At 34.0% G+C, this 25,505-nt stretch carries 28 protein-coding genes; 6 read left to right on the top strand and 22 right to left on the bottom strand.

Annotated features, from left to right (window positions below; translation table 11 throughout):
• Positions 1-7 precede the first annotated feature (7 nt).
• From ACRBBL_RS25005 to ACRBBL_RS24995, 3 genes are all read right to left on the bottom strand, one after another.
• Complete coding sequence (locus ACRBBL_RS25005) at positions 8-811, bottom strand: hypothetical protein (RefSeq protein WP_431371834.1); 804 nt, start codon at positions 809-811, stop codon at positions 8-10.
• Positions 798-1,361: an RNA polymerase sigma factor gene (locus tag ACRBBL_RS25000; RefSeq protein WP_431371833.1), complete on the bottom strand. Its 564-nt coding sequence runs from the start codon at positions 1,359-1,361 to the stop codon at positions 798-800. Before ACRBBL_RS25000 ends, ACRBBL_RS25005 begins: the two co-directional genes overlap by 14 nt.
• Before the next feature lie 70 nt (positions 1,362-1,431).
• Positions 1,432-2,409 (bottom strand): polyprenyl synthetase family protein, encoded by a 978-nt coding sequence (locus tag ACRBBL_RS24995; RefSeq protein WP_431371832.1) that lies wholly within the window; start codon positions 2,407-2,409, stop codon positions 1,432-1,434.
• A gap of 303 nt (positions 2,410-2,712) precedes the next feature.
• Here ACRBBL_RS24995 and ACRBBL_RS24990 point away from each other — a divergent pair, with 303 nt between their 5' ends.
• Positions 2,713-3,837 (top strand): choice-of-anchor J domain-containing protein, encoded by a 1,125-nt coding sequence (locus ACRBBL_RS24990; RefSeq protein ID WP_431371831.1) that lies wholly within the window; start codon positions 2,713-2,715, stop codon positions 3,835-3,837.
• A 211-nt stretch (positions 3,838-4,048) separates the two neighbouring features.
• On the opposite strand, the gene rlmN is transcribed toward ACRBBL_RS24990, so the two are convergent.
• From rlmN to rsgA, 13 genes are all read right to left on the bottom strand, one after another.
• Positions 4,049-5,092, bottom strand: coding sequence for a 23S rRNA (adenine(2503)-C(2))-methyltransferase RlmN (gene rlmN / locus ACRBBL_RS24985; protein ID WP_431371830.1), 1,044 nt, complete (start codon positions 5,090-5,092; stop codon positions 4,049-4,051).
• 36 nt (positions 5,093-5,128) lie between these two features.
• Positions 5,129-6,121, bottom strand: a complete 993-nt coding sequence (locus tag ACRBBL_RS24980) for an ADP-ribosylglycohydrolase family protein (RefSeq protein ID WP_431371829.1) — start codon at positions 6,119-6,121, stop codon at positions 5,129-5,131.
• Positions 6,122-6,142: 21 nt separating this feature from the next.
• Positions 6,143-6,595, bottom strand: a complete 453-nt coding sequence (locus ACRBBL_RS24975) for a hypothetical protein (RefSeq protein WP_431371828.1) — start codon at positions 6,593-6,595, stop codon at positions 6,143-6,145.
• Between the two features lie 70 nt (positions 6,596-6,665).
• Positions 6,666-7,709, bottom strand: coding sequence for a hypothetical protein (locus ACRBBL_RS24970; protein WP_431371827.1), 1,044 nt, complete (start codon positions 7,707-7,709; stop codon positions 6,666-6,668).
• Between the two features lie 221 nt (positions 7,710-7,930).
• Positions 7,931-8,314 carry a VOC family protein gene (locus ACRBBL_RS24965; RefSeq protein ID WP_431371826.1) on the bottom strand — a complete coding sequence of 128 codons (384 nt, stop codon included), beginning with the start codon at positions 8,312-8,314 and terminating at the stop codon, positions 7,931-7,933.
• A 229-nt stretch (positions 8,315-8,543) separates the two neighbouring features.
• Positions 8,544-9,599 carry a tRNA preQ1(34) S-adenosylmethionine ribosyltransferase-isomerase QueA gene (gene queA, locus ACRBBL_RS24960; protein ID WP_431371825.1) on the bottom strand — a complete coding sequence of 352 codons (1,056 nt, stop codon included), beginning with the start codon at positions 9,597-9,599 and terminating at the stop codon, positions 8,544-8,546.
• Positions 9,600-9,677: 78 nt separating this feature from the next.
• Positions 9,678-10,907 carry a 3-phosphoshikimate 1-carboxyvinyltransferase gene (locus ACRBBL_RS24955; RefSeq protein ID WP_431371824.1) on the bottom strand — a complete coding sequence of 410 codons (1,230 nt, stop codon included), beginning with the start codon at positions 10,905-10,907 and terminating at the stop codon, positions 9,678-9,680.
• Positions 10,908-10,981: 74 nt separating this feature from the next.
• Positions 10,982-11,311, bottom strand: a complete 330-nt coding sequence (locus ACRBBL_RS24950; RefSeq protein WP_431371823.1) for a nucleotide pyrophosphohydrolase — start codon at positions 11,309-11,311, stop codon at positions 10,982-10,984.
• Between the two features lie 221 nt (positions 11,312-11,532).
• The gene (locus tag ACRBBL_RS24945) at positions 11,533-13,536 is read right to left on the bottom strand and encodes a transglutaminase domain-containing protein (protein ID WP_431371822.1); all 2,004 of its coding nucleotides are present in this window, start codon (positions 13,534-13,536) and stop codon (positions 11,533-11,535) included.
• A gap of 37 nt (positions 13,537-13,573) precedes the next feature.
• Positions 13,574-15,481, bottom strand: a complete 1,908-nt coding sequence (locus ACRBBL_RS24940; protein WP_431371821.1) for a DUF3857 domain-containing protein — start codon at positions 15,479-15,481, stop codon at positions 13,574-13,576.
• A 107-nt stretch (positions 15,482-15,588) separates the two neighbouring features.
• Positions 15,589-16,041: a D-aminoacyl-tRNA deacylase gene (dtd, locus tag ACRBBL_RS24935; protein ID WP_431371820.1), complete on the bottom strand. Its 453-nt coding sequence runs from the start codon at positions 16,039-16,041 to the stop codon at positions 15,589-15,591.
• Between the two features lie 14 nt (positions 16,042-16,055).
• On the bottom strand, positions 16,056-16,313 hold the full coding sequence (locus ACRBBL_RS24930; RefSeq protein WP_431371819.1) for a hypothetical protein: 258 nt from the start codon (positions 16,311-16,313) through the stop codon (positions 16,056-16,058).
• A 142-nt stretch (positions 16,314-16,455) separates the two neighbouring features.
• Positions 16,456-17,409, bottom strand: coding sequence for a ribosome small subunit-dependent GTPase A (gene rsgA / locus ACRBBL_RS24925; protein ID WP_431371818.1), 954 nt, complete (start codon positions 17,407-17,409; stop codon positions 16,456-16,458).
• Positions 17,410-17,666: 257 nt separating this feature from the next.
• Here rsgA and ACRBBL_RS24920 point away from each other — a divergent pair, with 257 nt between their 5' ends.
• From ACRBBL_RS24920 to ACRBBL_RS24905, 4 genes are read left to right on the top strand one after another with little or no spacing between them, the layout of a single operon-like run.
• Entirely contained in the window at positions 17,667-17,906 is a 240-nt protein-coding gene (locus tag ACRBBL_RS24920) for a hypothetical protein (RefSeq protein ID WP_431371817.1), read from the top strand.
• A gap of 14 nt (positions 17,907-17,920) precedes the next feature.
• Positions 17,921-18,190, top strand: a complete 270-nt coding sequence (locus tag ACRBBL_RS24915) for a hypothetical protein (protein ID WP_431371816.1) — start codon at positions 17,921-17,923, stop codon at positions 18,188-18,190.
• Between the two features lie 25 nt (positions 18,191-18,215).
• Entirely contained in the window at positions 18,216-18,512 is a 297-nt protein-coding gene (locus ACRBBL_RS24910; RefSeq protein WP_431371815.1) for a class I lanthipeptide, read from the top strand.
• 25 nt (positions 18,513-18,537) lie between these two features.
• Positions 18,538-18,819: a hypothetical protein gene (locus ACRBBL_RS24905; RefSeq protein WP_431371814.1), complete on the top strand. Its 282-nt coding sequence runs from the start codon at positions 18,538-18,540 to the stop codon at positions 18,817-18,819.
• Between the two features lie 92 nt (positions 18,820-18,911).
• Here ACRBBL_RS24905 and ACRBBL_RS24900 read toward each other — a convergent pair whose 3' ends face one another.
• The 5 genes from ACRBBL_RS24900 to ACRBBL_RS24880 all read right to left on the bottom strand — a co-directional run bounded on the left by ACRBBL_RS24900 (position 18,912) and on the right by ACRBBL_RS24880 (position 23,350).
• Positions 18,912-19,994, bottom strand: a complete 1,083-nt coding sequence (locus ACRBBL_RS24900; protein WP_431371813.1) for a chorismate mutase — start codon at positions 19,992-19,994, stop codon at positions 18,912-18,914.
• A gap of 148 nt (positions 19,995-20,142) precedes the next feature.
• Positions 20,143-20,991, bottom strand: a complete 849-nt coding sequence (locus ACRBBL_RS24895) for a prephenate dehydrogenase (RefSeq protein ID WP_431371812.1) — start codon at positions 20,989-20,991, stop codon at positions 20,143-20,145.
• A gap of 1 nt (position 20,992) precedes the next feature.
• A complete protein-coding gene (locus ACRBBL_RS24890; protein WP_431371811.1) occupies positions 20,993-21,376 on the bottom strand; it encodes a hypothetical protein in 384 nt (127 codons plus the stop codon).
• Between the two features lies 1 nt (position 21,377).
• On the bottom strand, positions 21,378-22,523 hold the full coding sequence (locus tag ACRBBL_RS24885; RefSeq protein ID WP_431371810.1) for a pyridoxal phosphate-dependent aminotransferase: 1,146 nt from the start codon (positions 22,521-22,523) through the stop codon (positions 21,378-21,380).
• A complete protein-coding gene (locus ACRBBL_RS24880; protein WP_431371809.1) occupies positions 22,520-23,350 on the bottom strand; it encodes a prephenate dehydratase in 831 nt (276 codons plus the stop codon). Before ACRBBL_RS24880 ends, ACRBBL_RS24885 begins: the two co-directional genes overlap by 4 nt.
• Positions 23,351-23,845: 495 nt before the next feature.
• Here ACRBBL_RS24880 and gldA point away from each other — a divergent pair, with 495 nt between their 5' ends.
• Positions 23,846-24,742: a gliding motility-associated ABC transporter ATP-binding subunit GldA gene (gene gldA, locus ACRBBL_RS24875; protein WP_431371808.1), complete on the top strand. Its 897-nt coding sequence runs from the start codon at positions 23,846-23,848 to the stop codon at positions 24,740-24,742.
• Positions 24,743-24,851: 109 nt separating this feature from the next.
• Here gldA and ACRBBL_RS24870 read toward each other — a convergent pair whose 3' ends face one another.
• Positions 24,852-25,358, bottom strand: a complete 507-nt coding sequence (locus ACRBBL_RS24870) for a hypothetical protein (RefSeq protein WP_431371807.1) — start codon at positions 25,356-25,358, stop codon at positions 24,852-24,854.
• Positions 25,359-25,505 lie beyond the last annotated feature (147 nt).

The following is a 25,505-nucleotide window of genomic DNA, read 5'->3' as shown; positions in this document are numbered from 1 at the left end:
TTCGCTATTAATCTTCTACGACAACAGTATTTCTTTTTTTGACTTTTTCTTTAATAAGCTCGAATACTTTTTGCTTAAATGACATGTCCAATTCGTATTCTACATCGTTTAATAATTCGTCTGCAGTTGCGAATCTTAAAACTGCTGTATCTTCTTTTTTAACGTCTAACTGCTTAAGAGATTCTTGTGCTTCTTTCAACAATTGATCAATTTCTTGAAAGGTTATTTGCACATTTTCCTTCGCAGATAACGCTGCAATAGAAGCTTTTAATTCTTTATCTCTATCTAACACAACTTCTTTTTGTACAATTACATTTTCCAACTTTTTTGGTATAATTTCTTTTGGAAATGTATCTATTTTAGTGACAACTACTGTGTTTTGAACTTCTTTCTGTAATGCTGCCGTTAGCTGTTTTTTCGATTGACTCCCTATAGGTTGTACTTTCTCGGTTGCTGTTGTTTCTATTTGTTGCTGTTGTTTTGTTCCTTCAGATTGCACCAATGCTTCTTTAAAAGCTTTCGTATCTATTTTATCTTTTAGAATGATTGGCGTTTTTGATTCTTTATCTTGTTTGATAACTTCTTCTGTATCAACAATAGTTTCCGTAGTTGAATTTCCATCATTTTTCATAAACATAAACACAATTGCGCTTATTATTAATGCCAAACATGCAGCATACGGATAGTAAAATTTCTTTCTGCGTTTCTTTTGATCGTTCGCATCGAGTTGTCCCGCGAGCTTTTCCCACGAGTGTTCAGATACTTCCATCCTGCGCTCTTCCAATATGTCTTTTATGTCATGCGATTTCATTAGCTCTGTTTTTTTTTGATCGTAGTTGAGTTTGAAGCGTCTTTTTTGCTTTGAACAGCTGCGTTTTGGAAGTGCTAACAGAGATATTGAGCATTTCTGCAATTTCTTGATGTTTATAGCCTTCTATTTCATATAGATTGAATACAATTCTATATCCTTGTGGCAACGCGTCTATTACTTTTTGGATTTCTTCAACGCCAGCATTTACATTTACTTCACATTCGGTTATTTCTGTAAAGCTTTCTATTTCTTCTACCGTCACTAATGGGTTTTTCTTTCGAAGAAAAGAGATTGATTCTCGAATCATAATTCTTCGAATCCAACCTTCAAAACTTCCTTTGCCTTGGTAGCTTTTTAATTGTGTAAATACTTTAAAAAATCCTGAAAGCATTGTTTCTTCAGCATCGTGAACGTTAGAAATGTAATACCTACAAACACTCAACATTTTTGGTGCGTGTTGTGCATATAACGTTTGCTGCGCTTTTCGGTCGTTGCGTTTTGCTCGTTTTATGAGTTGTGCTTCTTGTAGATGTAATTGAATAACTTTCACTATACAGTTTGCTTTCTATTTACATAGACGCAATTTTTATGCAAATGGTTGTCTGCATGTAGAAAAAAAATTATTTTTTTCTATCAATCACGTAATTTACCATCAATACTAATGAATCTTTATATGTAGACTGCGGGTAGGTTTTAAGTAGCTCAAGCGCTTTTTCTTGGTACATTTTCATTTGAGTTACTGCATATTCCAATCCGCCCACTTTTTTTACAAAAGCAATCACTTCTTTGACTCTTTTTTTGTCTTTGTTGTGATTTTTTACAGAATTAATTGCCCATTTTTTCTCTTCTTTTGTGCAATGATTCAATGCATAAATGAGTGGAAGTGTCATTTTTTGCTCTTTGATATCAATTCCTGTAGGCTTTCCTATTTGCGTTTCTCCATAATCGAATAAGTCATCTTTTATTTGAAAAGCCATTCCTATATACTCTCCAAACAAACGCATGCGTTCTACTTCTTCTTCTGGAGCATTTACCGATTGTGCGCCCATAGCGCAGCAAGCAGCAATTAAAGTAGCTGTTTTTTGTCGAATGATTTCATAGTAGATTTCCTCTGTAATGTCTAATCTACGTGCTTTTTCAATCTGTAACAATTCACCTTCACTCATTTCGCGAACTGCGACAGAGATAATTCGCAACAAATCAAAATCACCATTATCAATAGAAAGCAATAGCCCTTTAGACAGTAAATAATCACCGACTAATACGGCAATTTTATTTTTCCATAGCGCATTGATTGAGAAAAAACCTCTTCGTCTGTTGGAATCATCTACTACATCGTCATGCACTAGTGTAGCTGTATGAATCAGTTCAATAACTGAAGCACCACGATATGTACGATCGTTTACCAATCCGTCTGAAGCCATTTTAGACACCAAAAAGATAAACATAGGACGCATTTGCTTCCCTTTACGATTTACGATATAATGTGTGATGCGGTTTAGTAGCGCGACTTTGGAAGTCATAGAATTGGAAAACTTTTTTTCGAAAAGTTCCATTTCCTTAAGAATAGGTTGTTTTATCTGCGCAACTACTTTCATTCGACTGCAAAGATATTAACAAATTCGATGATTTGTATCCTTTTTAACAAGATTCAAACAGTTCTTATGTGTAATTCATCGTTTTATTTTCGCCTTTTTAGTATAGTTGTAAGAAGTTCAGTATGTTTTTAGAGAATCAAAATGAGTGTATTTTGATTTTTGGTTTCTTTAAAAGTCGAAAAACTCTCTCTTTTTTTATATAATCCATAAAAATATTCCTATAAACGATAAAAACAATAGTAATTTACTAGAGTTGTCTTTTTTTTTATAACTTTATGATTATAAACATATAAAGCCTTGATTATGAGAAAAATTACTTTTTTACTTTTATTAGCATTCTATCAACTTGGGTTTGCTCAACTGTCCGAAGACTTCGAATCCAGCACCATGATTCCTGCAGGATGGGCAATTTACCCAGGAACCAATGGATTGGGAACTATGCAAGATTGGCAAGTGAATGATGGAGCTACTAATAATGTTATTTTTGTAAATTGGGAAGCCGTTACTGGAGGAAATGCACAAGACTGGCTTGTAACTCCTCAATTTACTGTAGATGCTACAAATTTCATCCTATCGTTTGATCAATCAGATAGTTTTGCTACCGATTATGGTTCTACATATACAGTTCGAGTTTCTACAGGAATGAGTCAAACCACACATGGAGATTTTACCATTGTTGACACACAATCAGAAACCGATGTTTGGTCTGGTGGACCATTAGCACAACACACTGTGGATTTATCAGCATATATTGGACAACCTATTTATGTTGCTTTTGTTATGGAGAATAATGACGGTGACCGTTGGATTCTTGATAATATTGATATGATTGCCGATGCAACTGCGCCAGATCCTGCAACGACTCCAACTCCAGCTGATATGGCTACGGGCGTTGTAATTGATACTGCCGATGATAATATGGATGGAAATCCAGATAACTCTGTAACTTTTGCTTGGGAAGCTGCTGTAACAGGAGATCCAGCAACTGCTTATGATGTGTATTTAGGAGATTCTCCTGGCACATTAGCCTTATTAGGAACACTTGGAAACGTAACTGTAGATATTACAGGAATGGAATATAACACTTTGTATTACTGGCAAATTGTAGCTAAGAATGTAGGTGGAGATGCAGTAAACTCTCCTATTTGGAGTTTTACAACTGAAGCAGATCCTTTATCTGTAGAAGAAGTAAATGCGAATAATTTTAAGTACTATCCAAATCCAACAAAAGGAATTGTACAGTTTGATAGTACATTACCAATTAATAAGCTTGAAATTATTAACCTTTTCGGTCAATCAGTAATGCGAGTTGATGAAAATGTGTTGGCTAACAGACAAGTAGACATTTCTTCTTTAAGAGCAGGAACTTATATTATGATCGTTACTATTGGCGATACTGTAAGTTCTTATAAAGTAGTGAAAGAATAAAGTAATTTACATATAATTTTATAAAGCCTTTGAAGTTTTTACTTTGAAGGCTTTTTTTAGATTGTAGGATCGCTTTGCTTTTAGATCGCTCCGCTCTTAGATTGCTAGACTTCTTATATTGAATTGTTTTATTTGAAAATACATGCTTTTTTATCGTGAATTCTCTTTGAAAATTCTCAATACTCATGTCTCCATATTCATTACTATAAAACTACTCTTTGTTTGCCAATTGTCCGCATGCAGCATCAATATCTTTTCCTCTAGAACGTCTTACGGTTACAGTAATTCCGTTTTGCTCTAGTGAATCTACATAGCGATCAATTGCTTTGTTACTTGCTTGTTGAAACTCGCCATCATCAATTGGATTGTATTCTATAAGATTGACTTTACTTGGCACATCTTTACAGAATTTCACCAATGCATTGATGTCTTTTTGCTGGTCGTTGATTCCATCCCAAACTACATATTCGTACGTAATTTTGTTTTTGGTTTTATCATACCAATATGCCAATGCTTCTTTTAAATCCTTTAAAGGAAAGTGTTCGTTGAATGGCATGATAGACGTTCGTACTTCTTCGATTGCCGAATGTAGCGAGACGGCCAATTTGAATTTGACTTCATCATCTGCCATTTTTTTAATCATTTTTGGCACGCCAGATGTGGAAACAGTAATTCGTTTTGGTGACATCCCCAAGCCTTCATCCGAAGTTATTTTTTCGATGGCTTTTAATACATTGTTGTAATTCATTAATGGTTCTCCCATTCCCATGAATACAATGTTTGAAAGTGGTCTATTATGATACAGTCTGCTTTCGCGATCAATAGCAATTACCTGATCGTAAATTTCATCAGGATTTAGATTTCGCATACGTTTTAATCGCGCCGTAGCGCAAAATTTACAATCTAAACTACAACCTACTTGACTAGACACACATGCCGTTGTTCGCGTACTTGTTGGAATTAAAACCGATTCTACAATTAGACCATCATGCAAGCGTACAGCATTTTTTATTGTACCATCATTACTACGTTGCATTTTATCTACACGAATGTGATTGATGACAAAGTTATCTTCCAACATTTGACGCGTTTCTTTAGAAACATTTGTCATGTCTTCAAATTTATGCGCGCCTTTTTGCCACAACCATTCATAGACTTGATTTCCACGAAATGCTTTGTCTCCTTCTGCCACGAAAAATTCACGAAGTTGTTCTTTGCTTAATGCGCGTATGTCCTTCTTAACTGCTTGCTTCATGCTGCAAAAATAGGGAGAATTTGTGAGTTTGTGGTTTTATATTTGTTTTTCAAACGCTTCTGCGATTTCTATCAAATAATTTGTTCCTTCTACTTGATCTAACATAAACTTAGGAATACTCTCCAAGCCACACAATCCTGCCATAATTCCTGTTGTTATGGAAGCCACTGAATCTACGTCTCCTCCAAGTCGTATTGATTTTTGCAATGCATCCATAGCGCTTATACTGTTTTTTAAAACATACAATACACTCCCTGTTGTGTATTTGGAATCTGAAGGAACTCCTTTTATTCCTGGCAAGAAATAAGGTGCTTCTATAGGTTGTGAACCGCATAAAATTGTAAAGTCATCATCTTTTAAATCATGATAATCACCTAAGAGATCTACTTGATTTAAATACTCTTCATACTCTTTGTTTAAGTCTACTTTACTTTTACAATAATCTATTATCGAATTTCTATCTCCGTTTTTCTTTAAGATATATTCCGCAGCTCTTGCGATGCATTGACTTGATATGATTGCGTTTATATTTGGATGTGTTGCTTTCGCATTGATGGAAGCATATTCATTTATCAAGCTTTCTGATATGAGTCCTAACGGAACTGCTCTCATTGCGGGTGCATTCCCAGGATTGTTTCTGTTCCGTTGAAAATCTCTAATTTCTTCGATGGTTTTTTCTCCTGAGTAATACCAACTCATAGATCCGTGACCATTTCTTCCGTATCCTTTTTCTGCTTCTCCTTTTTTATATTCCTCCTTCCAACTTCTTACTAATAAATCTTCCGTAAAAGATTCTTGAGAAATTAGCGCTTTTATCATTCCGACGGTCATTTCGGTATCATCTGTATAATCCCAATCGTTGTAGTTTTTTATGAAGACTTCTTTTTTTTCTTCTCGAACAGGAATTTGATTTCTTGCGCTTACAAAGCTTGTGAAATCAACATTTTCTCGAATCCAATCTCTGTCTTGAAATTCAACTCCTGCACCAAAAGCATCTCCTATTGCAATACCGATTATTATTTCTTTCATTTTAAATTTCAAAGACATTTTTTAATTCAATTCCGATTCAATTATCTGTATTGATTTATTGACTTTATAGAGATATCCAAAATAAAATACCGACATTGTTATTGCCGAAAAAATCATCATTTTATCGATATCAATGGTTGTTTTTGTGAAGATAAATATAGCAAGTCCCACTAACAAAAGCATTACATACATGATGTTTTTTGGTATATAAAATTCTAGTTTTACCATAGTATGAAAACCTTCCGTTTCAATTTGCCCCACAATTTTAGGTCTTAATAATTGATTTAACCCATAATCAAATAATGGAAAAAGCGTAAACGAAAAATCATCAAATCGGCCTTCAAATTGATGACGTTCTTTTGTATTAAAATTAAATGTATTTTTTGGAGATAATGGTTTTGTGAGCGTTTCAATTTTGCCAAGAACTTCTTCTTTTGATAAGTTTGTACTTATACTTTTCTTACTAAAGGTCATGCTCTATTTTCTATTTTGAGATACTGCATCTCAATGATAAGAAAAAATAAGGTATTGCTCGTTATTTGTATTACTTTTTTATTTCAATTTCCAATTCAAAATCACCTTCAGTCAAGCCTTCTGCACCAACAACTGCAATGACTATTTTATAAGGTCGATTAATGGCATTCAATCGAACTTTTCGTGTGTGATCTTGTGTTTTCCCTCGCCATTTACGATCCCATTTAGAATCTTCTTCGCAAGTAATACAACTACTTAAGTTTGGCGGTAATTGCTCATTAGTTACACCAACTTGATACGCATACAAACTAAAGTTTTGTTTTTTGTCCTTTGGAATAACCTTGATAAACATTTCAGAACGCTTTGGTATTGTGGTTGAATAGAAAACGTGCTTCCCTGAAAATTTCTGATTTTTAGTTGCGGGAAAACATGCAACACTACTATTGGCCGCCCAAGATAAATCACTGATTACATCACCTGTATTAAGGTTTCCGCTTGTTGTAGTGATTGCTCCTTTTGTTTCTATTTTAGTGACTTCTATTTTAGGTATTGAGTGAACAACTTCCTCTCCTCCATTTAGTTTTATTTCTAAAGTAAAGTCTCCTTCCGTTACACCATCTGCTCCGACAACGCCAATGACTATTTTATAAGGGCGATTAATAGCATTCAATCGAACTTGTCGTGTATGATCTTGCGTTTTACCTTTCCATTTACGATCCCATTTATAGTCTGCTTCACACGTAATACAACTGCTTAAATTTGGTGGTAATTGTTCATTGGTTATGCCAACTTGATACGCATACAGACTCAGGTTTTGATTTTTGTTCTTTGGAATGACTTTGATGAACATTTCAGAACGCTTTGGGATCGTAGTCGTATAAAAAACGTGATTTCCCGTAAATTTTTGATTTTGAGTAGCCGGAAAACATGCCACACTACTGTTTGCTGCCCATGACAAATCTGAAATTTGTTGTCCATCAGATATGGTACCTTGGTACGAAACTGTAGCATTTGCTTTGACTTTTAATACAGGGATTTGTTTGTTTCCATTTTGTGCAAAAGCATTGTTAGTAATTAATAAACAAAAAAATGCATATAGAATACTTGTTTTCATGACGTAGTAGTTATGGTTATTTTTTTTAGATGCACCCAACACTTTGTTTGATAATGAGTTGCACACCCAAAGTATTAAATGTAACAAAAAACTACCCCAATAAAAGTATACATGTATTTTTGGCTAGTAATTCTGTATAAACAGCTAATTACAGATACTTTGATTTACCAGTAGATACTAGTACTATTCCGAAAAGCTAAATAGAAGTTTTGAAGATGTTATTACATATCATCATTTACTTCAATCCAATAACCGTTTGGATCTTGAAAATAGACCTGTTTTATTCCATCTTTTCGGATGTAATCTTTGTTCGCTGTGCCAATCCAATCAGAATAATCAATTTTTAATTCCTTTAGATATTTTACAAATGAATCTATGTCAGATGTTGCCATAGCAAAATGAACAGCTTTGTTAACTTTTATTTCAAAATTTGGGCGAGGAATCAAATGAAGTTGTTTTCCTTCATTGAGAGACAACCATCTTGTTTTTGAGTTAGAAGCTGTATTCTCAATTTCTTCAAGTTGAAGTACTTTTTGATAAAACTCAATAGATTCATTGACGTCTTTAACGGAAAGTGCTATATGATTGAATGAAAAAGTATGCATGTAGTTGTTTTGGTTTGGAGTTTCTGTAATTTAAAAGAAGAGTTAAAGTTAGCAAAAACAAATCATATAAAAATTTACCTTAAACGGCACTTCCATATTTTGAAAAAGAAGTCAATCTGTTACTTTTATTCAGATATTATTATTTTATGAGTACGAATTGATGTGTTAGTTAGAAAAAACAAAATCCTGCCAAAGACAGGATTTTGTATATATATTATGTGTTTTCTAATTATAGAATCAACATTGCGTCTCCATAAGAATAGAATTGGTATCCTTCTTTGATTGCCTCTTCATACGCTTTTAAGATGAAATCGTGACCTGCAAAGGCAGAAACCATCATTAATAAAGTTGATTTAGGCGTATGGAAGTTTGTAATCATACAGTTAGCAATACTAAATTCATAAGGAGGAAAGATGAATTTGTTTGTCCAACCTTCATATTCATTCAATGTTCTTTCTGAAGAAACTGAACTTTCTAACGCACGCATTACAGTTGTTCCAACTGCACATACTTTTTGCTTGTTTTTCTTAGCACTGTTTACTGTTACTACAGCAGGTGATTCAATTTTTAATTCTTCTGAATCCATTTTGTGCTTCGATAAATCTTCTACTTCTACAGGATTGAATGTTCCTAAACCTACATGAAGTGTGATTTCTGAAAAGTCAATTCCTTTAATCTCTAAACGCTTTAATAAGTGTTTTGAGAAGTGTAATCCAGCCGTTGGCGCAGCAACTGCACCTTCTTCTTTGGCATAGATTGTTTGGTAACGCTCTTCATCTTCTGGCTCTACATCTCTTTTGATATATTTTGGAAGTGGCGTTTGTCCAAGCTCTCCTAATTTTGTTCTGAATTCTTCATACGAACCATCATATAAGAAACGTAAGGTACGACCTCTAGAAGTTGTATTATCAATAACCTCAGCTACTAAACTTTCGTCTTCACCAAAGTATAATTTATTTCCGATTCTTATTTTTCTTGCAGGATCTACTAAAACATCCCATAAGCGTTGATCTTCGTTTAATTCTCTTAATAAAAAGACTTCAATACGTGCTCCTGTTTTTTCTTTGTTTCCAAAGAGTCTTGCAGGAAATACTTTTGTATTGTTCAACACCATTACATCTCCTTCATCAAAGTAATCCACTAAATCTTTGAAACGCTTGTGTTCTATAGTTTGTTTTTCGCGATTTAACACCATTAAACGTGCTTCATCTCTGTGCTCAGAAGGATATTCAGCTAATAAATCTTCAGGAAGATCAAAATTAAAATGCGATAGCTTTTTTGCCATAAGTCTTTTAAGTTATTTTTTAAGAATGGCAAATATACAATCTCAACATAGGGGTTGTCAAGTATTTAGTGAGTTTTTTTAATTTTCTATGACTTCAACACCAATTTTACTTAAATCTGTCCAGAAGTCTGGGAACGATTTCGACACTACATTTGCTTTATCAATGTGTATTGGAACACGCAATGCTAACGGAGCAAAAGCCATTGCCATTCGGTGATCTTTGTAGGTTTCGATAGTAATATTTTCGTTGATTGAAGTTGCTTTGTGCAAATACAAAGATGTATCTGTAATGTCTACAGAAGCGCCTAATTTTTCAAGTTCGATTTTGAGCGCCACTAAACGATCCGTTTCTTTTATTTTTAAGGTGTGTAATCCGATCATTTCACATGATAATTGCAATCCAAAAGCTGTTACTGCAATGGTTTGTGCAATATCTGGTGCATTTTTTAAGTCAAGCTTGATGGTTTCCTGAGTTGCTTCACGCGTTTTTGTCAGTGTGATAGTGTTTTCTCCAAAAGTAGTTTCGACACCAAATTCTGTGTAGATTTTTGCTAAGCACGAATCACCCTGTAAACTGTTTGGTTTGTATGCCGAAAGTTCTATCGTTGTTCCTATTTCGCTTAGCGCGATGAGACTATAAAAATACGAAGCTGAGCTCCAATCAGATTCTACTGTAAACGCTTTTACTTGCTGTGTAGCTTCAAATCGCTCCACTGTGATTGTATTTCCTTCAAAATTTGTTTTTACACCAAGATCGTTAAGCAATGAAAGTGTCATGTTGATATACGGAACTGACGTAATTTTTCCATCCAGCGTAAGCGTTAACCCATTTTGTAATGTCGGCGCAATTAGTAATAATGCAGAAATGTATTGACTGCTTACATTGGCTGCCAACGTAACTTGATTTCCTTCTAATTTTTGACCTTTTATACGCAATGGCGGATATCCTTCATTGTTTGTGTATTGAATGTCTGCACCTAATTGCTGCAATGCTTCTACAAGTATTTTTATCGGTCGTTCTTGCATGCGCGACGAACCCGTTAACGTGATTTCTTGCTCGTTTTGCGTTGCGTAGTATGCTGTTAAAAAACGCATTGCCGTTCCTGCGTGATGAATGTCTTTTATACTATCAGTAGATTTTAACGCTTTTTGCATTAAGGTTGCATCATCTGAATTGGAGATGTTTGCGATTGTAATGTTTGGATATAAAGCCTGCAATAATAACAATCGGTTGGATTCACTTTTGGAACCTGTAATTGCAATCTTTGATTGTTTGTGAAGTGTTGATTTTTGAAGCTTTATGTTCATTATTCTATGTTTTATTCGTAACGTCACTTCGAGTTAAATTCGAAAAGAATTTAGTATCGAGATGTACTAGGAAACTATGATTTTAATTTTTCGTTGTTGTGATGACGATCGTGATCACGTTTGGTTTTTTTGTCCATTTTTTTGTCAAACGCTTCTTGCAAGTCAATTCCTGTTTGATTTGCCAAGCATAATACTACAAAAACTACATCTGCCAGTTCTTCGCCTAAGTCTTTGTTTTTGTCACTTTCTTTTTCGCTTTGTTCTCCATAACGTCTAGCAATGATTCGTGCCACTTCGCCAACTTCTTCTGTAAGCTGCGCCATGTTTGTGAGTTCATTAAAATAACGAACTCCATGTTCTTTGATCCACGTATCTACGTCTAATTGTGCTGCTTTTAGGTTCATAAGATTTGTTTTAACTAATATTCTAATCCATTTTCATCTAAAATTACATTTTAAAAGCATCTCGACTGCGCTCGATGCGACAATTTAGAAGAAATTATATTAGTTTTTTTTGATAAAAAAAGTGACTTTATAAACGTGTTATAAAGTCACTTGTAAAAATATAGTTTTTCAATGAATTATGTCATGCGTTTTTGCAGAAACATTTTCACTTTTTAGTGTGTTTAGATTTTCTTCAATACTACTTTTTCTTTTTCCTTTTCAATTAAGATTTTGTAGAATTCGCGCAACGCACCGTATTTGTCTGGCGTAATAACTGATGAATTGATTTCTTTAGACATTACCACACTTATTCCTGAAGGTGTTTTGGAAATATTAAACGAGTATGCACCTAAACCTTCTGGCATTTTTACGACTCCTGCTTCTGGTAATGATTCTACTTCATACCCTTCTGGTAGTTGTATGTTCATCATAATTTTTCGTTTCCAAGGATACCCGAAATCTACTGGATATACACGTTCTTCTGCTTTGAAAATATTTTCAGTAGTTGATAAGAAGAATAATGGCGAAAAATACATTTTATCTCCAATTACTTCTGCTTGCGATTCTTTTTCAAACGAATACGATTCTAAAACAGGTTTCCCTATTTTTTTAAGGTTGGTAACTTTATGCTCACTAATTTCAATATCTTCAATACTGTTTTCAAGTTTTTCTAAATAATCTGCCTTGTCTGCTTTCGTGTAACTTCTTCTAAAGTTTAGTGCATTGTGCGAAGTAAGTTGTGTACGTTGTTTCCCAGTAATGTCTCCATTTTCATCTAAGGTTACATTTAGCATAGTTGCACGCAACGCAGTTTCTTTTGGCATTAAACTGATTTGACTCCAACTTCCATCTTTACGGATAAGTCGTCCAGCCCAGTTTAAGGCACGCATTGGCAATACATTTGGTTCTCCATAGTAATTGGTAGCATCTAACAAAATAACATCATCTTTAACTTCAATTGCAGCAATTACATAGTTAAACCCTTCTAAAGTTGGAAACATTTTAATTCCATGTGAGCGCGTACTTAAGATAACTGGATTGGCATTGATTCCTGCGTGACGCAACATTGCTGTCAGCATTAAATTCATATCAGCCACATTTCCGGCTTTGTCTTTATATGCCCTACGAACACCTACATCTGTATATTTACCATAGTTTCCATTCCATTTAACTCTGTCGCGCACATATTTGTAAATCTTTGCCGCTTTTTCCATATCTGTTGAAGCACCGGCTATTAAGTTATCTATATCACTTTTAAAGTACGAAGTTCTCCCTAATTGCACTCCAAAGTCTGAGCTTTCATAAATTGTTTTCACAACATCATCCCAAGTTTTTGCAAGGAATTGTGGTATTTCATTTGGCATTTGTGTTTGCGCCAACTCAAATTTTACAGTACTTCTGTAGTTTTCAATATTGCTTACAAAACTTTCTTCTTTGAGCGCTGGTACATTTTTTAGACTGAATTTTGTTACGTTGAATGTAAAGTCTATTTCATCTTCATTAAAACTTGCACGACCAGTAACTGAATTTCTCGATTTTGAACTGAGTCTTATTTTTCCATTGCGACTCGTTTCTTTGGGCTGTAATCTAAAATATCCTTTGTAATGCTTTTTGTAAATAAAATACTCATGCGCTTCAAAAGTTACGTTTATTTGATTTACAGGAACTTCATATTGAAATTGAATTTCATTAACATTCCCAATATATGACGAAATCATTTTGTATTTGTATTCTACTACCGAACCTTCTTTTATGTTGGGCATTGTTATTTTTTGTATGTCTACATATTTGTTTCGTTCTTCTTTAAAGATTCCATCTTTTCGAAGTTTGGTGTCTTTAATTTTACCATCAACTAAATTGTATGTGTACGCTTTTAAACCTGTAACTTTTTCGCGTTCGCCGCTTCCTTTGAATAACGGAATGGAATGGCTTGCCATGCCAAAACCGTCTTTGTTGTATATTTTGATACGCTTATGAACATTGGTTTCTAACTGAAAACCTTCTCCTTGAATGTACCGCATTGTGATGTATGTATTTTCATAAAGAATGGCAGCATTGGCTTCAGGATCGTTTGGATGTTTTTTTTCTTCCAATTCGGCTTTGGATACTTCTCCAAAATCAAAGTCTTGTGCATGCATTGTTATAAAACTTAACAAGACGAATACGTATAGTATGTGTTTTTTCATCTGTGGAATTGTTATTATTATGTAGTTAGGGTGTTTTTTATTTTTTGACTAATACAATTTTTGAACCATCATATTTTATGATTTTTTTGATAAACTTTCGATAGTTTTTGTATTCTTCTTTCGGATATAAACCGTCTTTTATTTTGATTGTTCTTTTGTATTGTAATGTTTGATCGTCTTTTTTTGTGATTGAAAATGTGTAGGCTCCAAATTTAGTTTCGTAAGTTACATCGTTCGGAATTGCTTCTATTTTGTAATCGCTTGGTAGTTTTATTTCGTAATCGTCTGTATCGTAATAACCTCTTTGAATTTCTAGAGGAAACTTTCGATTTCTGTAACGGTCAGGAATGCTCGTTAGTCTGTTAAGTGCATTTGGCGCAAACAACATTCTCTCTCCCGTAGAAACACCATACGCATCTGCATTGAACATTACTTTTTCTGTAAATACAATTGCTTCTTTATCGTTTTTTAATTCGATGTTGTCAACATTTATATTGTCGACTGTTTGAAAGTATCTTTTGTAACGCTTGTCTTTTTCTACATCAGATCTGTCTTCCAAATAAAAACGATCATCGTATTGAATTCCTTTTGTTTCAATAGTTACATCTGCGTTTATGTTTCCATTGGCATCTAGTACATAAGAACCTGTAGTATTTTGGAGATTTTCTTCCGTATCATATTTTTTGGTGCGTTTTATTTTTCCTCCTTCAGGAGTTACAACTAGCACATTTCTGTTATCGGTAAAGTCTCCAATGTGACCAAAAGGCATTTTTTGACTGGTACATTCCAACCAGATATCATCACCTTTATTCGGAATGTTTAAGATGACATGATTTCCTTGTCCTAACGAAGCAAAATCTTCATAGAAACTAGTCATTTTTGATCCTGCATACACAACTGTATAATACGATTCTACACCTGCAATTTTTAGCAATGCCATTGTATAATTGGTTAATCCTTTACAATCGCCATACCCAACTTTGTCTACTTCATTTGCGGTAATTGGTTGATATCCACCAATACCTACTTGCACGCTGATATATCGGGTTTTACTTTGCATGAATTCATAGATGATTTTTGCTTTTTCGCGATCAGATTCAACACCAGCAACCATACTTTCAATTTTTGCTTTTGTTTCTGCATCAACTGTAGCACGACCATTTAGTAAATTTTGATTCATCCACGTTCCTATTTCTTCCCAGTTTTCAACTTCCGCAGTAATGCCTTCATAGCTAAATTTACTGAGCGCAAAACGTACTCGTGGTTTTATTTTTGCTTCAGACGGACTATATGCTTCTGGCTTGATCCCTGGAACATTTTCAATTATGTATGTCAGGCTTCCTTCTTTTTCATCTTTTACAACACCATATTCTTCAAGATTGTGTTCTTTTTTATAAAGTGTTAGTGATAACGGATAGGTAATTTTGTATCTGCTTTTTTGAATTCCAGTATAGTATGGAATAGGCGAAAACCAAGGTAAATTGGATGTTTTTTTTGTTTGAATTTTACTTGTAAACACTGCTGTAAACGGATATGCTACAGGTGTATAATCTATATGTTTTACACGAGAATCTGAATACATGGTTCCGCCATCTACAGCACTAACATCTAGGAAATCCTTTTCACGAATTTTCTTGATTTCTTTTCCAAATTTATTATAGATTCTTACTTCGGCATTTTTTACACGAATGTTATTGTCATACCAAACTTGCGCGCCAATTTTATTTAACCCTTTTTCATTTAATACAGTAACAATCCTCTTTTCAGAGATTTCCATGTCATTGATTGCCTTTACCGCAACAATGGTTTCATCTAATCGAACAACTGCATTTGCATTTTTTATAAGTTCTTGTGGAAGTGTAAGGTAACTTGTGAGGTCGTCTTGAGCTTTTGCTGTGTATATTGAACATACAAAGACAGCAATTGCTAACATTTTTAAGCGCATACGTGATATGTTTTAATATTCGGGGGAATACATCACGAATATAAGAAAAGTAATGAATTTAGCCACAAAAAATTGATAAGCGTAGTAAAAAAACTCCTAATATTGAGTTATTCTTTGTTTTTTGTATCAATTATGATTGTTACAGGTCCATCATTTAGCAATGCTACTTTCATATCGGCAGCAAAGATTCCTGTTTGTACTTTTTTGTTGAGATCTTTTTCGAGTTGTGCAACAAAGGCTTCATACATAGGAATGGAAATGTCTGGTTTTGCCGCTTTTAAATAACTTGGACGACTTCCTTTTTTGGTACTTGCATGCAGCGTGAATTGACTTACCACAATAGCTTCTCCACCTGTATCGAGTAAAGAAGTATTCATTACACCATTTTCATCATTGAAAATACGCAAACGCGCCACTTTATTGGATAGCCATTTTACATCTTCATGCGTATCTTCGTGTTCTACACCTAAAAGAATGAGCAATCCATGACCGATGTTTGCTACTTTTTTTTCATCAACGGTAACGCTTGCTTCTGTAACTCTTTGTATTACTGCTTTCATTTTTAATATTTTTTTTACATCAATTTTCGAATAATAAAACTGTCAATTATAAACGGTAAAATTACAGATCCTACTATCAAAATTAATGACGGAATGATGTCTATATTTTTTTCAGGAATTGTTAAAACTTCAGGTCTTCGTTTGAATATCCAATAGTATGGAATTTGGATTGTTTTATACAACAATAAAAATATCAATGTCATTTGAGAACCAAAGTACACAAGTAATTTATTAGATTCATCTGTATAATTTTTATAAACAATTCCAAACATCAAAATTGCTATTGAAATCAACACGAATCTTAGAAATACCTTTTTCTTGTTCGAAACTTCTTCATCTAATAATAAAAACCACACTAGAGGGATAAACTGTAAACAAAAAATTATTTCATCTATATACATTTTGAAAGAAAGATTACTGCTCTTTAAATTCGTCTACGCGATAATTGTTTTCGTCTCCTTCTATGATTTGAATGTAGCTTTTGTAACGTGACCAAGCAATTTCACCTTCTTCAACGGCGTCTTTTATAGCACATTTTGGTTCTTCCATATGAATGCAGTTATTAAATTTACATTCGTTTTTTAATGCTAGAAATTCAGGGAAGTAATTGTCTATTTCTTCTTTCTCCATGTCAACAATTCCAAAACCTTTGATTCCTGGTGTATCAATAATTTTTGCACCAAATTCTAAATCGAACATTTCAGCAAAAGTTGTGGTATGTTGCCCTTGTTTGTGTTGTTCGGAAATTTCTTTGGTTTTTAAGTTTAACTCAGGAGCAATAGCATTGACCAAAGTTGATTTTCCAACACCAGAATGTCCTGCAAACATACTTACCGTATCTTTCATTCTATTTTTTACGGCATCAATATTTTCTCCTTCTTTGGCAGAAATTTCGATACATTCGTAACCGATATTTTTGTAGATCTCTTTGAGATACATGACCTCAGCGCGTCTTTCAATTTCTGCATAGGTATCAATTTTATTAAATAGCAATACACAAGGGATTGAATAGGCTTCTGCTGTGACTAGAAAACGATCTATAAAACTTGGAAACGTCGGTGGATTGTCTATCGTAATTAATAAAAATACTTGATCGATATTAGACGCAATGATGTGCGTTTGTTTGGATAGATTGACTGATTTACGAATGATGTAGTTTTTACGATCAAAGATTTCGTCAATGATTCCTGTTTCGGTATTGTTTTTTGTTTCTAAGGTAAAATTCACCTTGTCACCAACCGCAATAGGATTTGTACTTTTTATTCCTTTAAGTCTGAATTTCCCTTTGATTCTACACTCGTATTCTTTACCACTTTCGGTTTTCACCAAATACCAACTTCCCGTAGATTTATAAACAGTTCCTATCATTGGTGCAAAGATTAAGATTATTCTTAAAAATAACAAAGCTTTACTTATTGGTTTTTAAAGAAATAAGCATTAAATGCAGTTAAATATTTATTTTGACATATAAAAGCTTTTTTATCTCCTGTTTATAAACCATCAACAACTTATTTTTCACGTTTTCAACAGTTTATTGCGTTTTCATAAACCATCAATAGTCTTTCTTCTTTTGTCAGAAAATTATTCTTTCTTTTGATTCATTACTAATTCAAACACAAAATATTATGAAAAAAAGAAATTTACAGAATCTAGCATTGAATAAAAGATCAATTTCAAGTTTGAGTGAATCTATTAATGGAGGTCATGCTTCATCTGCTTCAGCTTCTTGTAATATAGGTTGTTTATTTACTTCGCAATGTACTAGAGTAGAATTGTGTAGAATATCTGTTCCTGCAACGGATTGTTTTCCTTCAGATGCTGCTCCTGGTGGCGAACCTGGAAACCCTAGTGATACTCCTAATTAATAAAATAATACACCATGAAAAAACAAAAACTACAGCGTTTACACCTCAATAAAAAATCAATTTCAAATTTGAATCATCTTTCAATTAATGGTGGCGCACAAGGTTTTACTTCTGGTTGTACTGATGGTTGTGCTTCTATTGGATTTACTTTATGGAATTGTTCTCTAACCAATTGTACTGCCGATTGTCCAAGTGGCGAAGATTTTTGCAATTCTTGCACCGATGTAGCCAATCCTGGAAATCCTATGAATCCTGAAAATCCACAAGCTCCAAGTGGAGAGTAAATATTTAACTATAAATTTTAATATCATGAAAAAACAAAAATTAAAAAATTTAAGTCTGAACAAAAAATCAATTTCTAATCTAAGTAACACTCAAATCAAAGGTGGTCTTCCAGGCTGGCTCACCTTTGCAGCAGGTTGTAGTGACGGATGTAGTGATGGATGTGGCTCTTTAGGTGCTACATTATGGAATTGTACAGAAGGAAATTGTTCTGCAGATTGTGACACTTTTGCTTGTGATACAGGTTTCCTTTGCACTTCTTGTCCTGGTGGTGCTGCAAACCCAATGAATCCAGGAAATCCACAAGGTCCAAGTGGAGAGTAAATATTTAACTATAAATTTTAATATCATGAAAAAACAAAAATTAAAAAATTTAAATCTTAACAAGAAATCAATTTCAAATTTGAACCATCACGCAATCAATGGTGGCGCACAAGGTTTTACAGCCGGATGTACAGACGGTTGTGGTTCTGCTGGCGGTGCAACTTTATGGAATTGTACAGAAGGAAATTGTACTGGCGATTGTGCTACTGATTTTTGTGACACCGAAGAATTTTGCACTTCTTGTTTAGGAGTTAATCCTGGATCTGAAGCTGCTCCTGGTACTCCAAATGCTCCAAGCGGAGAATAAAATGTAATTTTAACTTTTGGTAGTAATAAATAACAAAGCGAGCTTATTGAGCTCGCTTTTTTTGTGTTCTTTATGTGTGTTTGCAGAAGTTCTTATTTGTTTATGATCTTCTTTTGGTGATTGATTGATTCTTGGTGAATCGCTTTGAAAATACGCAATACAAATTCTTCACTTAGTTGATTTTGCTCACCTTCTAGAATCATTTTTCCTAGAATTTCATTCCAACGTCTTGTTTGTAATATGGCAACGTTTTTATCTTTTTTCAAAACACCAATTTTGTCAGCAATTTTCATACGCTTTCCTAACATTTCTATCAATTGATGATCGACTACATCAATTTGTGTACGAAGTGTGTTCAGTGAGTTTCTATATTCTGCCTCAGTATCTGTTGCTTTTCTGATTTTTAAATCGTCCATTACTTCTACTAATCGATCTGGTGTTATTTGCTGTTTGGCATCACTCCATGCATTGTCTGGATCGAAATGTGTTTCTACCATCAATCCGTCATAACTTAAGTCTAATGCTGTTTGACAAAGATCGAATATGATATCTCTACGACCTGCAATGTGCGATGGATCTAAGATTAGTGGCAAATCTGGGAAACGATTTTGTAATTCAATTGGAATTTGCCATTCTGGATTGTTTCTATAACGTGTTTTTTCATACGTTGAAAATCCTCTGTGAATTACACCTAGTTTTTCAATATTGGCAGAATGCAAACGTTCTACTGCACCAAGCCATAAGGCTAAATCAGGGTTTACAGGATTTTTTACCAAGACAATTTTGTCTGTTCCGTTTAATGCATCTGCAATTTCTTGTACAATGAATGGACTTACAGTTGATCGTGCTCCAATCCACAATACATCAATATCATGCTCCAATGCTAGACGTACATGTGTAGCATTGGCAACTTCTGTTGCAGTTAACATTCCTGTTTCTTCCTTAGCTTTTTGCAACCATTTTAAACCTAATGCGCCTACACCTTCAAAGTTTCCTGGGCGTGTACGTGGTTTCCAAATTCCTGCACGTAATACGGTTGCGTCCGTGTCTTTTAGTTGGTGTGCAATTTTTAATACTTGCTCTTCTGTTTCTGCACTACATGGTCCGGCAATTACAATTGGATGTTCTAATCCGAAGTTATTTAGCCAGTTTCCGAGTTCTTTTTTATTCTCCATGATGATCTCTTTTTTTCTTATTGGTTCTTTTTATTTTCCCACTTTCGTGGGAACCTTGGCGTTAAGGATTGAGGCGGCATCCTTTTTTATAAAAAGATATAGCCGAAAGCCTGACCACCATTTTTCGGTGGTAACGCCCAAATTGTTATTATTCGATTCCTTTTAATATTTTCTTTATATGATTTGTGTTTTCCATTTCTTTATATATTCCTTCAAAATTGTCTTGTAACATGAGGCTTTTGAATTCCTGTAAGTTTGCAATGTATTCGTCGAGTGTTTCAATTACATTTACTTTGTTTTGCTCAAATATTGGTGTCCACATGTCTGGCGAACTTTTTGCCAAACGCACTGTGGAAGCAAATCCACTACCTGCCAAATCGAAAATATCGCGCTCGTTTTTTTCTTTTTCAATGACCGTTTTTCCTAGCATAAACGAACTTATGTGCGATAGATGCGATACATACGCAATGTGTTTGTCGTGCGATTTTGGATCCATGTATCGGATGCGCATGCCTAAGTTTTTAAATACCTCTAGTGCTTTTTCTTGCAGGCTGAATGCTGTTTTTTCTACTTCGCAAATGATGTTTGTTTTTCCATCAAATAAACATTGTATTGCTGCTGAAGGTCCCGAATATTCAGTTCCTGCAATTGGATGCGCTGCTAAAAAATTGCGTCGTCTTGGATGTGCAGCAATGCTTTCACAAATTTTTTCTTTCGTTGAACCTGCGTCAATAACAAGTGCATCATCATTGATTGTATCTAGTACTTCTGTGATGATCTTGATAGAAGCATGCACAGGAATAGTTATGATGACAATATCTGCATTTTGCACATTTTGAAGCGTTGCTTTTTCATGAATTAACTGTCTTTGCAGTGCTTCTTGTAAGTGAGCATCGTTTACATCGATTCCATAGATGGTTGCTTCCGGATATTTTTGTTGAATATCCAGCGACATGCTTCCGCCAATGAGTCCAATTCCTATGATGTATACGTTCATATTAACTTTTATCTATAATTTTATTTATTTTTTGATTGCAGAAGTAAAAAATACTTTTTCCTTCAAGCGTAATTTCAGTTCCTTTTTTTAGCGTTTCTGTTATGTCTACTGCAAAAATTCCTTTATATAGTATTGATACTTCAAACTTGTTTTCTGCATCATTTTTTAGTATTCCTTTTATTTGTTGATTCCGCATTGAAAATAGCGTTGCTGCTTTTTTAGCTTGCGTTTTAAATTCTTCAATTCCTTTTGTAGAAAGCGTTCGTTTTTCAGAATCATAGTTTTCAAAAATGATATCAGGTTGCATGTTTTGTATCATTCCTGAGATATCAAAGTTATTGTACGCATTAATGTATGCGTGTATGATTGCTATTTGCTTTTCCATGTCAAATTCGTTGAATGACTTCTTTTATTTTTTCTTCGGACACACATAATGAGAATCGAACATATCCTTCACCTTGCGTTCCAAATATGCTTCCTGGTGTAATGAACACATCTTTTTCATATAATAGCTTGTCGACAAACGCTTCTGATGTCAGTTGATTTTCTGCTGGTAATTTTGCCCATACAAACATTCCTGCAGTTTCTTTACTGAATACACAGTGCAATTTTGTCGCTAATTCCCATATAAGTTTACGACGCTTTTCATATATATTATTGAGTTCTGTAAACCAGTCTTTGGAGCTTTCCAATGCTTTGATTGCTCCTTTTTGAATTCCGTAAAACATTCCTGAATCCATGTTACTTTTTACTTTTAACACATGTTGAATATGCTCCGCTTTTCCCATAACCATTCCTGTACGCCAACCAGCCATATTGAATGATTTGCTTAGCGAATTGAGTTCTAAAGCCACATCTTTTGCGCCATCTATGTTTAATATGCTTAACGGATTTTCGTTTAAGATAAAACTGTATGGATTGTCATTGATGATGAGAATTTGATGCTTTTTTGCAAATACAACAAGTTCTTCAAAGAATGCTTTGCTCGCTTTTGCGCCTGTTGGCATGTGCGGATAGTTTACCCACATAAGCTTTACTTTGCTCAAATCTTGCTTTGCTATTTCTTTTAAGTTTGGCAACCAATTGTTGTTTGCATCTAAGTTGTAATAGTTAGGAATAGCACCTAAGAGTTTTGTTACCGATGTATACGTTGGGTAACTCGGATTTGCAATTAACACCTCATCGCCTTCATCTAAGTACGCCATTGAAATGTGCATGATTCCTTCTTTGCTTCCCATGAGTGGCAATACTTCGGTTTCGGAATCAAGCGAAACATTATAGTTTTTTTGATAGAATTGTGCAATGGCATCTCGCAATGCTGGAATTCCTTGATAACTTTGATATTTGTGTGCTGTTTCATCATGCAAACTGGCTTCCAAAGCATCGACAACCACATTTGGCGGTTGTAAATCGGGACTTCCTATTCCTAGATTTACGATGGATTTTCCAGCAGCAACCAAGCCACGTACTTCTCTCAATTTGCGTGAAAAGTAGTATTCTTCTACGGTATGTATACGTTTTGCAGGAATCATATGTTTCTTCTGTTTTTGTAGGCCCCTAAAACTTTTAGTGTCGTTGACATTATTTCTAATACTGAAAGTGCTTTGGTGTAGTCTTCGTAAGATTCAAATGTAACATCTACAAAGAATGCGTATTTCCAAGGAGTTTCAATGATTGGTAATGATTGTATTTTGGTAAGGTTTAGTTTGCAATCGCTCATAACATTGAGCACAGTTGCCAAACTTCCTCTTTTGTGATCTAATTCAAATCGTAATGAAGCTTTGTCTACTTGATCAATGTCTTCAATTGGTTTTTGTTTTTGTAGAATAACAAAACGTGTTGCATTGCTAGTAATGGTTTGAATTTCTGATGAAAGCACATTTAATTCAAATAATTCTGCTGCAGTTTTAGTCGCTATTGCGGCAATTCCTTTTTGTTGTTTTTCTTGAATTCTTCTTGCTACTGCCGCTGTGTCTACATCTTCAACAAGTTTGATATGCGGATATTGCTTAAAGTATTCTTTGCATTGCAATAGCGCCATTGGATGCGAACATACTTCTGAAATATCTTCAATGGTTTGATTGGGCAATGCCATTAAGTGATGATGAATATTTAGATAGTATTCACCATTGATGTGAATATTGTTTTTATCAATTAGTGCGTAGTTTGGAATGATAGAACCTGCGATGGTGTTTTCCAAAGCCATGATAGCATAACTACTTTTTTCGTGCGTTAAGCTATGTACCAACGCATCAAAAGATAAGCACTCATCTAACTGTACTTCTTCTCCAAAATATAGCTGTGCTACTTTATGATGGTTAGATCCTTGAACTCCTTGTATTGCAATTGTTTTTTCCATTTACTATTATTGTTACTCAACAACTTATCTTGATTTTTAATCCACCCGAAAAGTAGAACAAATTCACTTCTGTCTTGCTACTCTTTTTAGTAGTATCGTGCTATGGCTTTCAAAAAGCACCGCATTTAGACAAATTTTTATTCACTTTTTATTGTATCCTAAGATTCAAAATAAGTACAAAAAAAAAGTTCCGAACATGGTTCGGAACTTTTTTTTATATGGTTGATACACTACTTAACTATATAACATGGAGTCCCGACTTCTCTATAAAGAAGTAAAAATATCCTTGCCAAAAATAGTTTGTATTGTACATCGTTGTTTTTTATTTACTTAGCTAAAGTATAGATTAATTTTTATAATCAAAATCGTTTTCCAATATTTTTTAAAGAAAAACGTTTTTATCAATAAAGCATCGTTTTTTTTGTTTTTATTTGATTTAAACATAGGAAATACTGATAAAAATTTATGTAGTTTTGGATTTCAAATTCTTGTAATATGTCAATTGTAGTAGAAAATGTCACAAAAATTTATGGCGAACAGAAAGCGTTAGATAATGTTTCTTTTCGTGTTACTAAAGGAGAGATTGTTGGTTTTTTAGGTCCAAATGGAGCTGGAAAATCGACGATGATGAAAATTTTGACTACGTATTTGAAGGCAAGTTCAGGAACTGCTGTTGTGAATGAGTTTGACACTACAACCGCCGCACGAAATGTTCAGAGAAGTGTTGGGTATCTTCCAGAGCACAATCCGTTGTATTTAGATATGCATGTGCGCGAATATTTAGCGTTTAATGCAAATGTGTATAAGGTTTCGAAATCTCGTATTGATGATGTAATAGAAATGACAGGGTTGTTACCCGAAGCTAAGAAGAAGATTAGCGAATTGTCTAAAGGATATCGTCAGCGTGTTGGTTTGGCTAATGCGTTGTTACATGATCCGGAAGTATTGATTTTGGATGAACCTACTACAGGTTTGGATCCGAATCAGTTGACGGAGATTCGTAATTTGATTACTTCTATTGGAAAAGAGAAGACTATTTTTCTATCTACACATATTATGCAAGAGGTAGAAGCTATTTGCGATCGTGTGATTATTATTAATAAAGGAGAGATTGTTGCCGATACTACATTAGCAAAACTTAAAAAGAACCAGGAACAAGTAATTGAAGTTGAATTTAATTATCGCATTGAAGATGTATTGATTCAACAGATTCCGCATGTAACTAAGGTTGTAAATACGAGTGGCTTGATATACGAACTCACGTTTGATACTAGCAAGGATATGCGATCGACCGTGTTTGATTTTGCGCATGATAATAGTTTGAAGACCTTACAGATTAATCAGAAGAATAAAAATTTGGAGAGTTTGTTTCGGGAGTTGACTTCTAATTAAATTATAAATGCTAGATTTTAAATGTTGAATTGTTTCGATTGAAATTAAGTGATTCTTTTTTGTGATCGGTTTTCTTTGGAAACTCTCAATACTCAATACTTTTTCGTCTTTAATTTTCTGTCACGATTGATGAATTGTAGATGAGTATCCAATCATTTTTTGTCTTGTCATATACAAATCGAATGGAAGGCTGATATCCTTTTGTTCCACCACAACTTACGGCAATATCTATATAGGTTTGTATTCTTCCTGCAGAATGTTTTACCTCTTTTGCAGTATATCCTACATTCCCAAAGTTAATATCTATGGTATCTTTTGAAATGATTTTATGTCCGAGACGAATCAAACGTATCGTTCTTTTTTCTTGTAATGAACGTGTTTTTAATTCATCTGAAGATGGAAATTTATACCGATTTGAAACTTGTTTATTTTTGATACGTTTGCTTTCTGCTGTTGGTTCAAGAGATGTATAACCACTGCTTAGCATGATATCAAAACGATTATTTAAGGCTTTTACATACAAATTATCAATTGTTTCTGCAGTAATTTTTTCGTTTTGCGCATAGCTTTCTGTTTGAACTAAGCAAAAAAACAGTAGTGTAAAAACCAGTTTCATTTCTCTTTAAATTTATACTACAAATTACGGAAATTTTAATATCCTAAAAAATTAGGAATGAGTGAAACTATATTTGGAATAAGGTAACTTATAGTTTTAGTTCTATATTAATTAAAAATAAGCTGTCCTGTATAATGCGCAGTAAAG

Origin of the sequence: Kordia sp., from assembly GCF_050633145.1 — a bacterium.
Taxonomy (GTDB): Bacteria; Bacteroidota; Bacteroidia; order Flavobacteriales; family Flavobacteriaceae; genus Kordia.
The sequence above is the reverse complement of the archived record's forward strand: the minus strand, read 5'-3'. Positions and strand labels throughout refer to the sequence as shown.

Excerpts from the sequence above, each read along its gene's own strand:
- ACRBBL_RS25005 (WP_431371834.1), bottom strand. The coding sequence starts at position 811 with ATGAAATCGCATGACATAAAAGACATATTGGAAGAGCGCAGGATGGAA.
- ACRBBL_RS24995 (WP_431371832.1), bottom strand. The coding sequence starts at position 2,409 with ATGAAAGTAGTTGCGCAGATAAAACAACCTATTCTTAAGGAAATGGAA.
- ACRBBL_RS24990 (WP_431371831.1), top strand. The coding sequence starts at position 2,713 with ATGAGAAAAATTACTTTTTTACTTTTATTAGCATTCTATCAACTTGGG.
- rlmN (WP_431371830.1), bottom strand. The coding sequence starts at position 5,092 with ATGAAGCAAGCAGTTAAGAAGGACATACGCGCATTAAGCAAAGAACAA.
- ACRBBL_RS24980 (WP_431371829.1), bottom strand. The coding sequence starts at position 6,121 with ATGAAAGAAATAATAATCGGTATTGCAATAGGAGATGCTTTTGGTGCA.
- ACRBBL_RS24975 (WP_431371828.1), bottom strand. The coding sequence starts at position 6,595 with ATGACCTTTAGTAAGAAAAGTATAAGTACAAACTTATCAAAAGAAGAA.
- ACRBBL_RS24970 (WP_431371827.1), bottom strand. The coding sequence starts at position 7,709 with ATGAAAACAAGTATTCTATATGCATTTTTTTGTTTATTAATTACTAAC.
- ACRBBL_RS24965 (WP_431371826.1), bottom strand. The coding sequence starts at position 8,314 with ATGCATACTTTTTCATTCAATCATATAGCACTTTCCGTTAAAGACGTC.
- queA (WP_431371825.1), bottom strand. The coding sequence starts at position 9,599 with ATGGCAAAAAAGCTATCGCATTTTAATTTTGATCTTCCTGAAGATTTA.
- ACRBBL_RS24955 (WP_431371824.1), bottom strand. The coding sequence starts at position 10,907 with ATGAACATAAAGCTTCAAAAATCAACACTTCACAAACAATCAAAGATT.
- ACRBBL_RS24950 (WP_431371823.1), bottom strand. The coding sequence starts at position 11,311 with ATGAACCTAAAAGCAGCACAATTAGACGTAGATACGTGGATCAAAGAA.
- ACRBBL_RS24945 (WP_431371822.1), bottom strand. The coding sequence starts at position 13,536 with ATGAAAAAACACATACTATACGTATTCGTCTTGTTAAGTTTTATAACA.
- ACRBBL_RS24940 (WP_431371821.1), bottom strand. The coding sequence starts at position 15,481 with ATGCGCTTAAAAATGTTAGCAATTGCTGTCTTTGTATGTTCAATATAC.
- dtd (WP_431371820.1), bottom strand. The coding sequence starts at position 16,041 with ATGAAAGCAGTAATACAAAGAGTTACAGAAGCAAGCGTTACCGTTGAT.
- ACRBBL_RS24930 (WP_431371819.1), bottom strand. The coding sequence starts at position 16,313 with ATGTTTGGAATTGTTTATAAAAATTATACAGATGAATCTAATAAATTA.
- rsgA (WP_431371818.1), bottom strand. The coding sequence starts at position 17,409 with ATGATAGGAACTGTTTATAAATCTACGGGAAGTTGGTATTTGGTGAAA.
- ACRBBL_RS24920 (WP_431371817.1), top strand. The coding sequence starts at position 17,667 with ATGAAAAAAAGAAATTTACAGAATCTAGCATTGAATAAAAGATCAATT.
- ACRBBL_RS24915 (WP_431371816.1), top strand. The coding sequence starts at position 17,921 with ATGAAAAAACAAAAACTACAGCGTTTACACCTCAATAAAAAATCAATT.
- ACRBBL_RS24910 (WP_431371815.1), top strand. The coding sequence starts at position 18,216 with ATGAAAAAACAAAAATTAAAAAATTTAAGTCTGAACAAAAAATCAATT.
- ACRBBL_RS24905 (WP_431371814.1), top strand. The coding sequence starts at position 18,538 with ATGAAAAAACAAAAATTAAAAAATTTAAATCTTAACAAGAAATCAATT.
- ACRBBL_RS24900 (WP_431371813.1), bottom strand. The coding sequence starts at position 19,994 with ATGGAGAATAAAAAAGAACTCGGAAACTGGCTAAATAACTTCGGATTA.
- ACRBBL_RS24895 (WP_431371812.1), bottom strand. The coding sequence starts at position 20,991 with ATGAACGTATACATCATAGGAATTGGACTCATTGGCGGAAGCATGTCG.
- ACRBBL_RS24890 (WP_431371811.1), bottom strand. The coding sequence starts at position 21,376 with ATGGAAAAGCAAATAGCAATCATACACGCATACATTAATGCGTACAAT.
- ACRBBL_RS24885 (WP_431371810.1), bottom strand. The coding sequence starts at position 22,523 with ATGATTCCTGCAAAACGTATACATACCGTAGAAGAATACTACTTTTCA.
- ACRBBL_RS24880 (WP_431371809.1), bottom strand. The coding sequence starts at position 23,350 with ATGGAAAAAACAATTGCAATACAAGGAGTTCAAGGATCTAACCATCAT.
- gldA (WP_431371808.1), top strand. The coding sequence starts at position 23,846 with ATGTCAATTGTAGTAGAAAATGTCACAAAAATTTATGGCGAACAGAAA.
- ACRBBL_RS24870 (WP_431371807.1), bottom strand. The coding sequence starts at position 25,358 with ATGAAACTGGTTTTTACACTACTGTTTTTTTGCTTAGTTCAAACAGAA.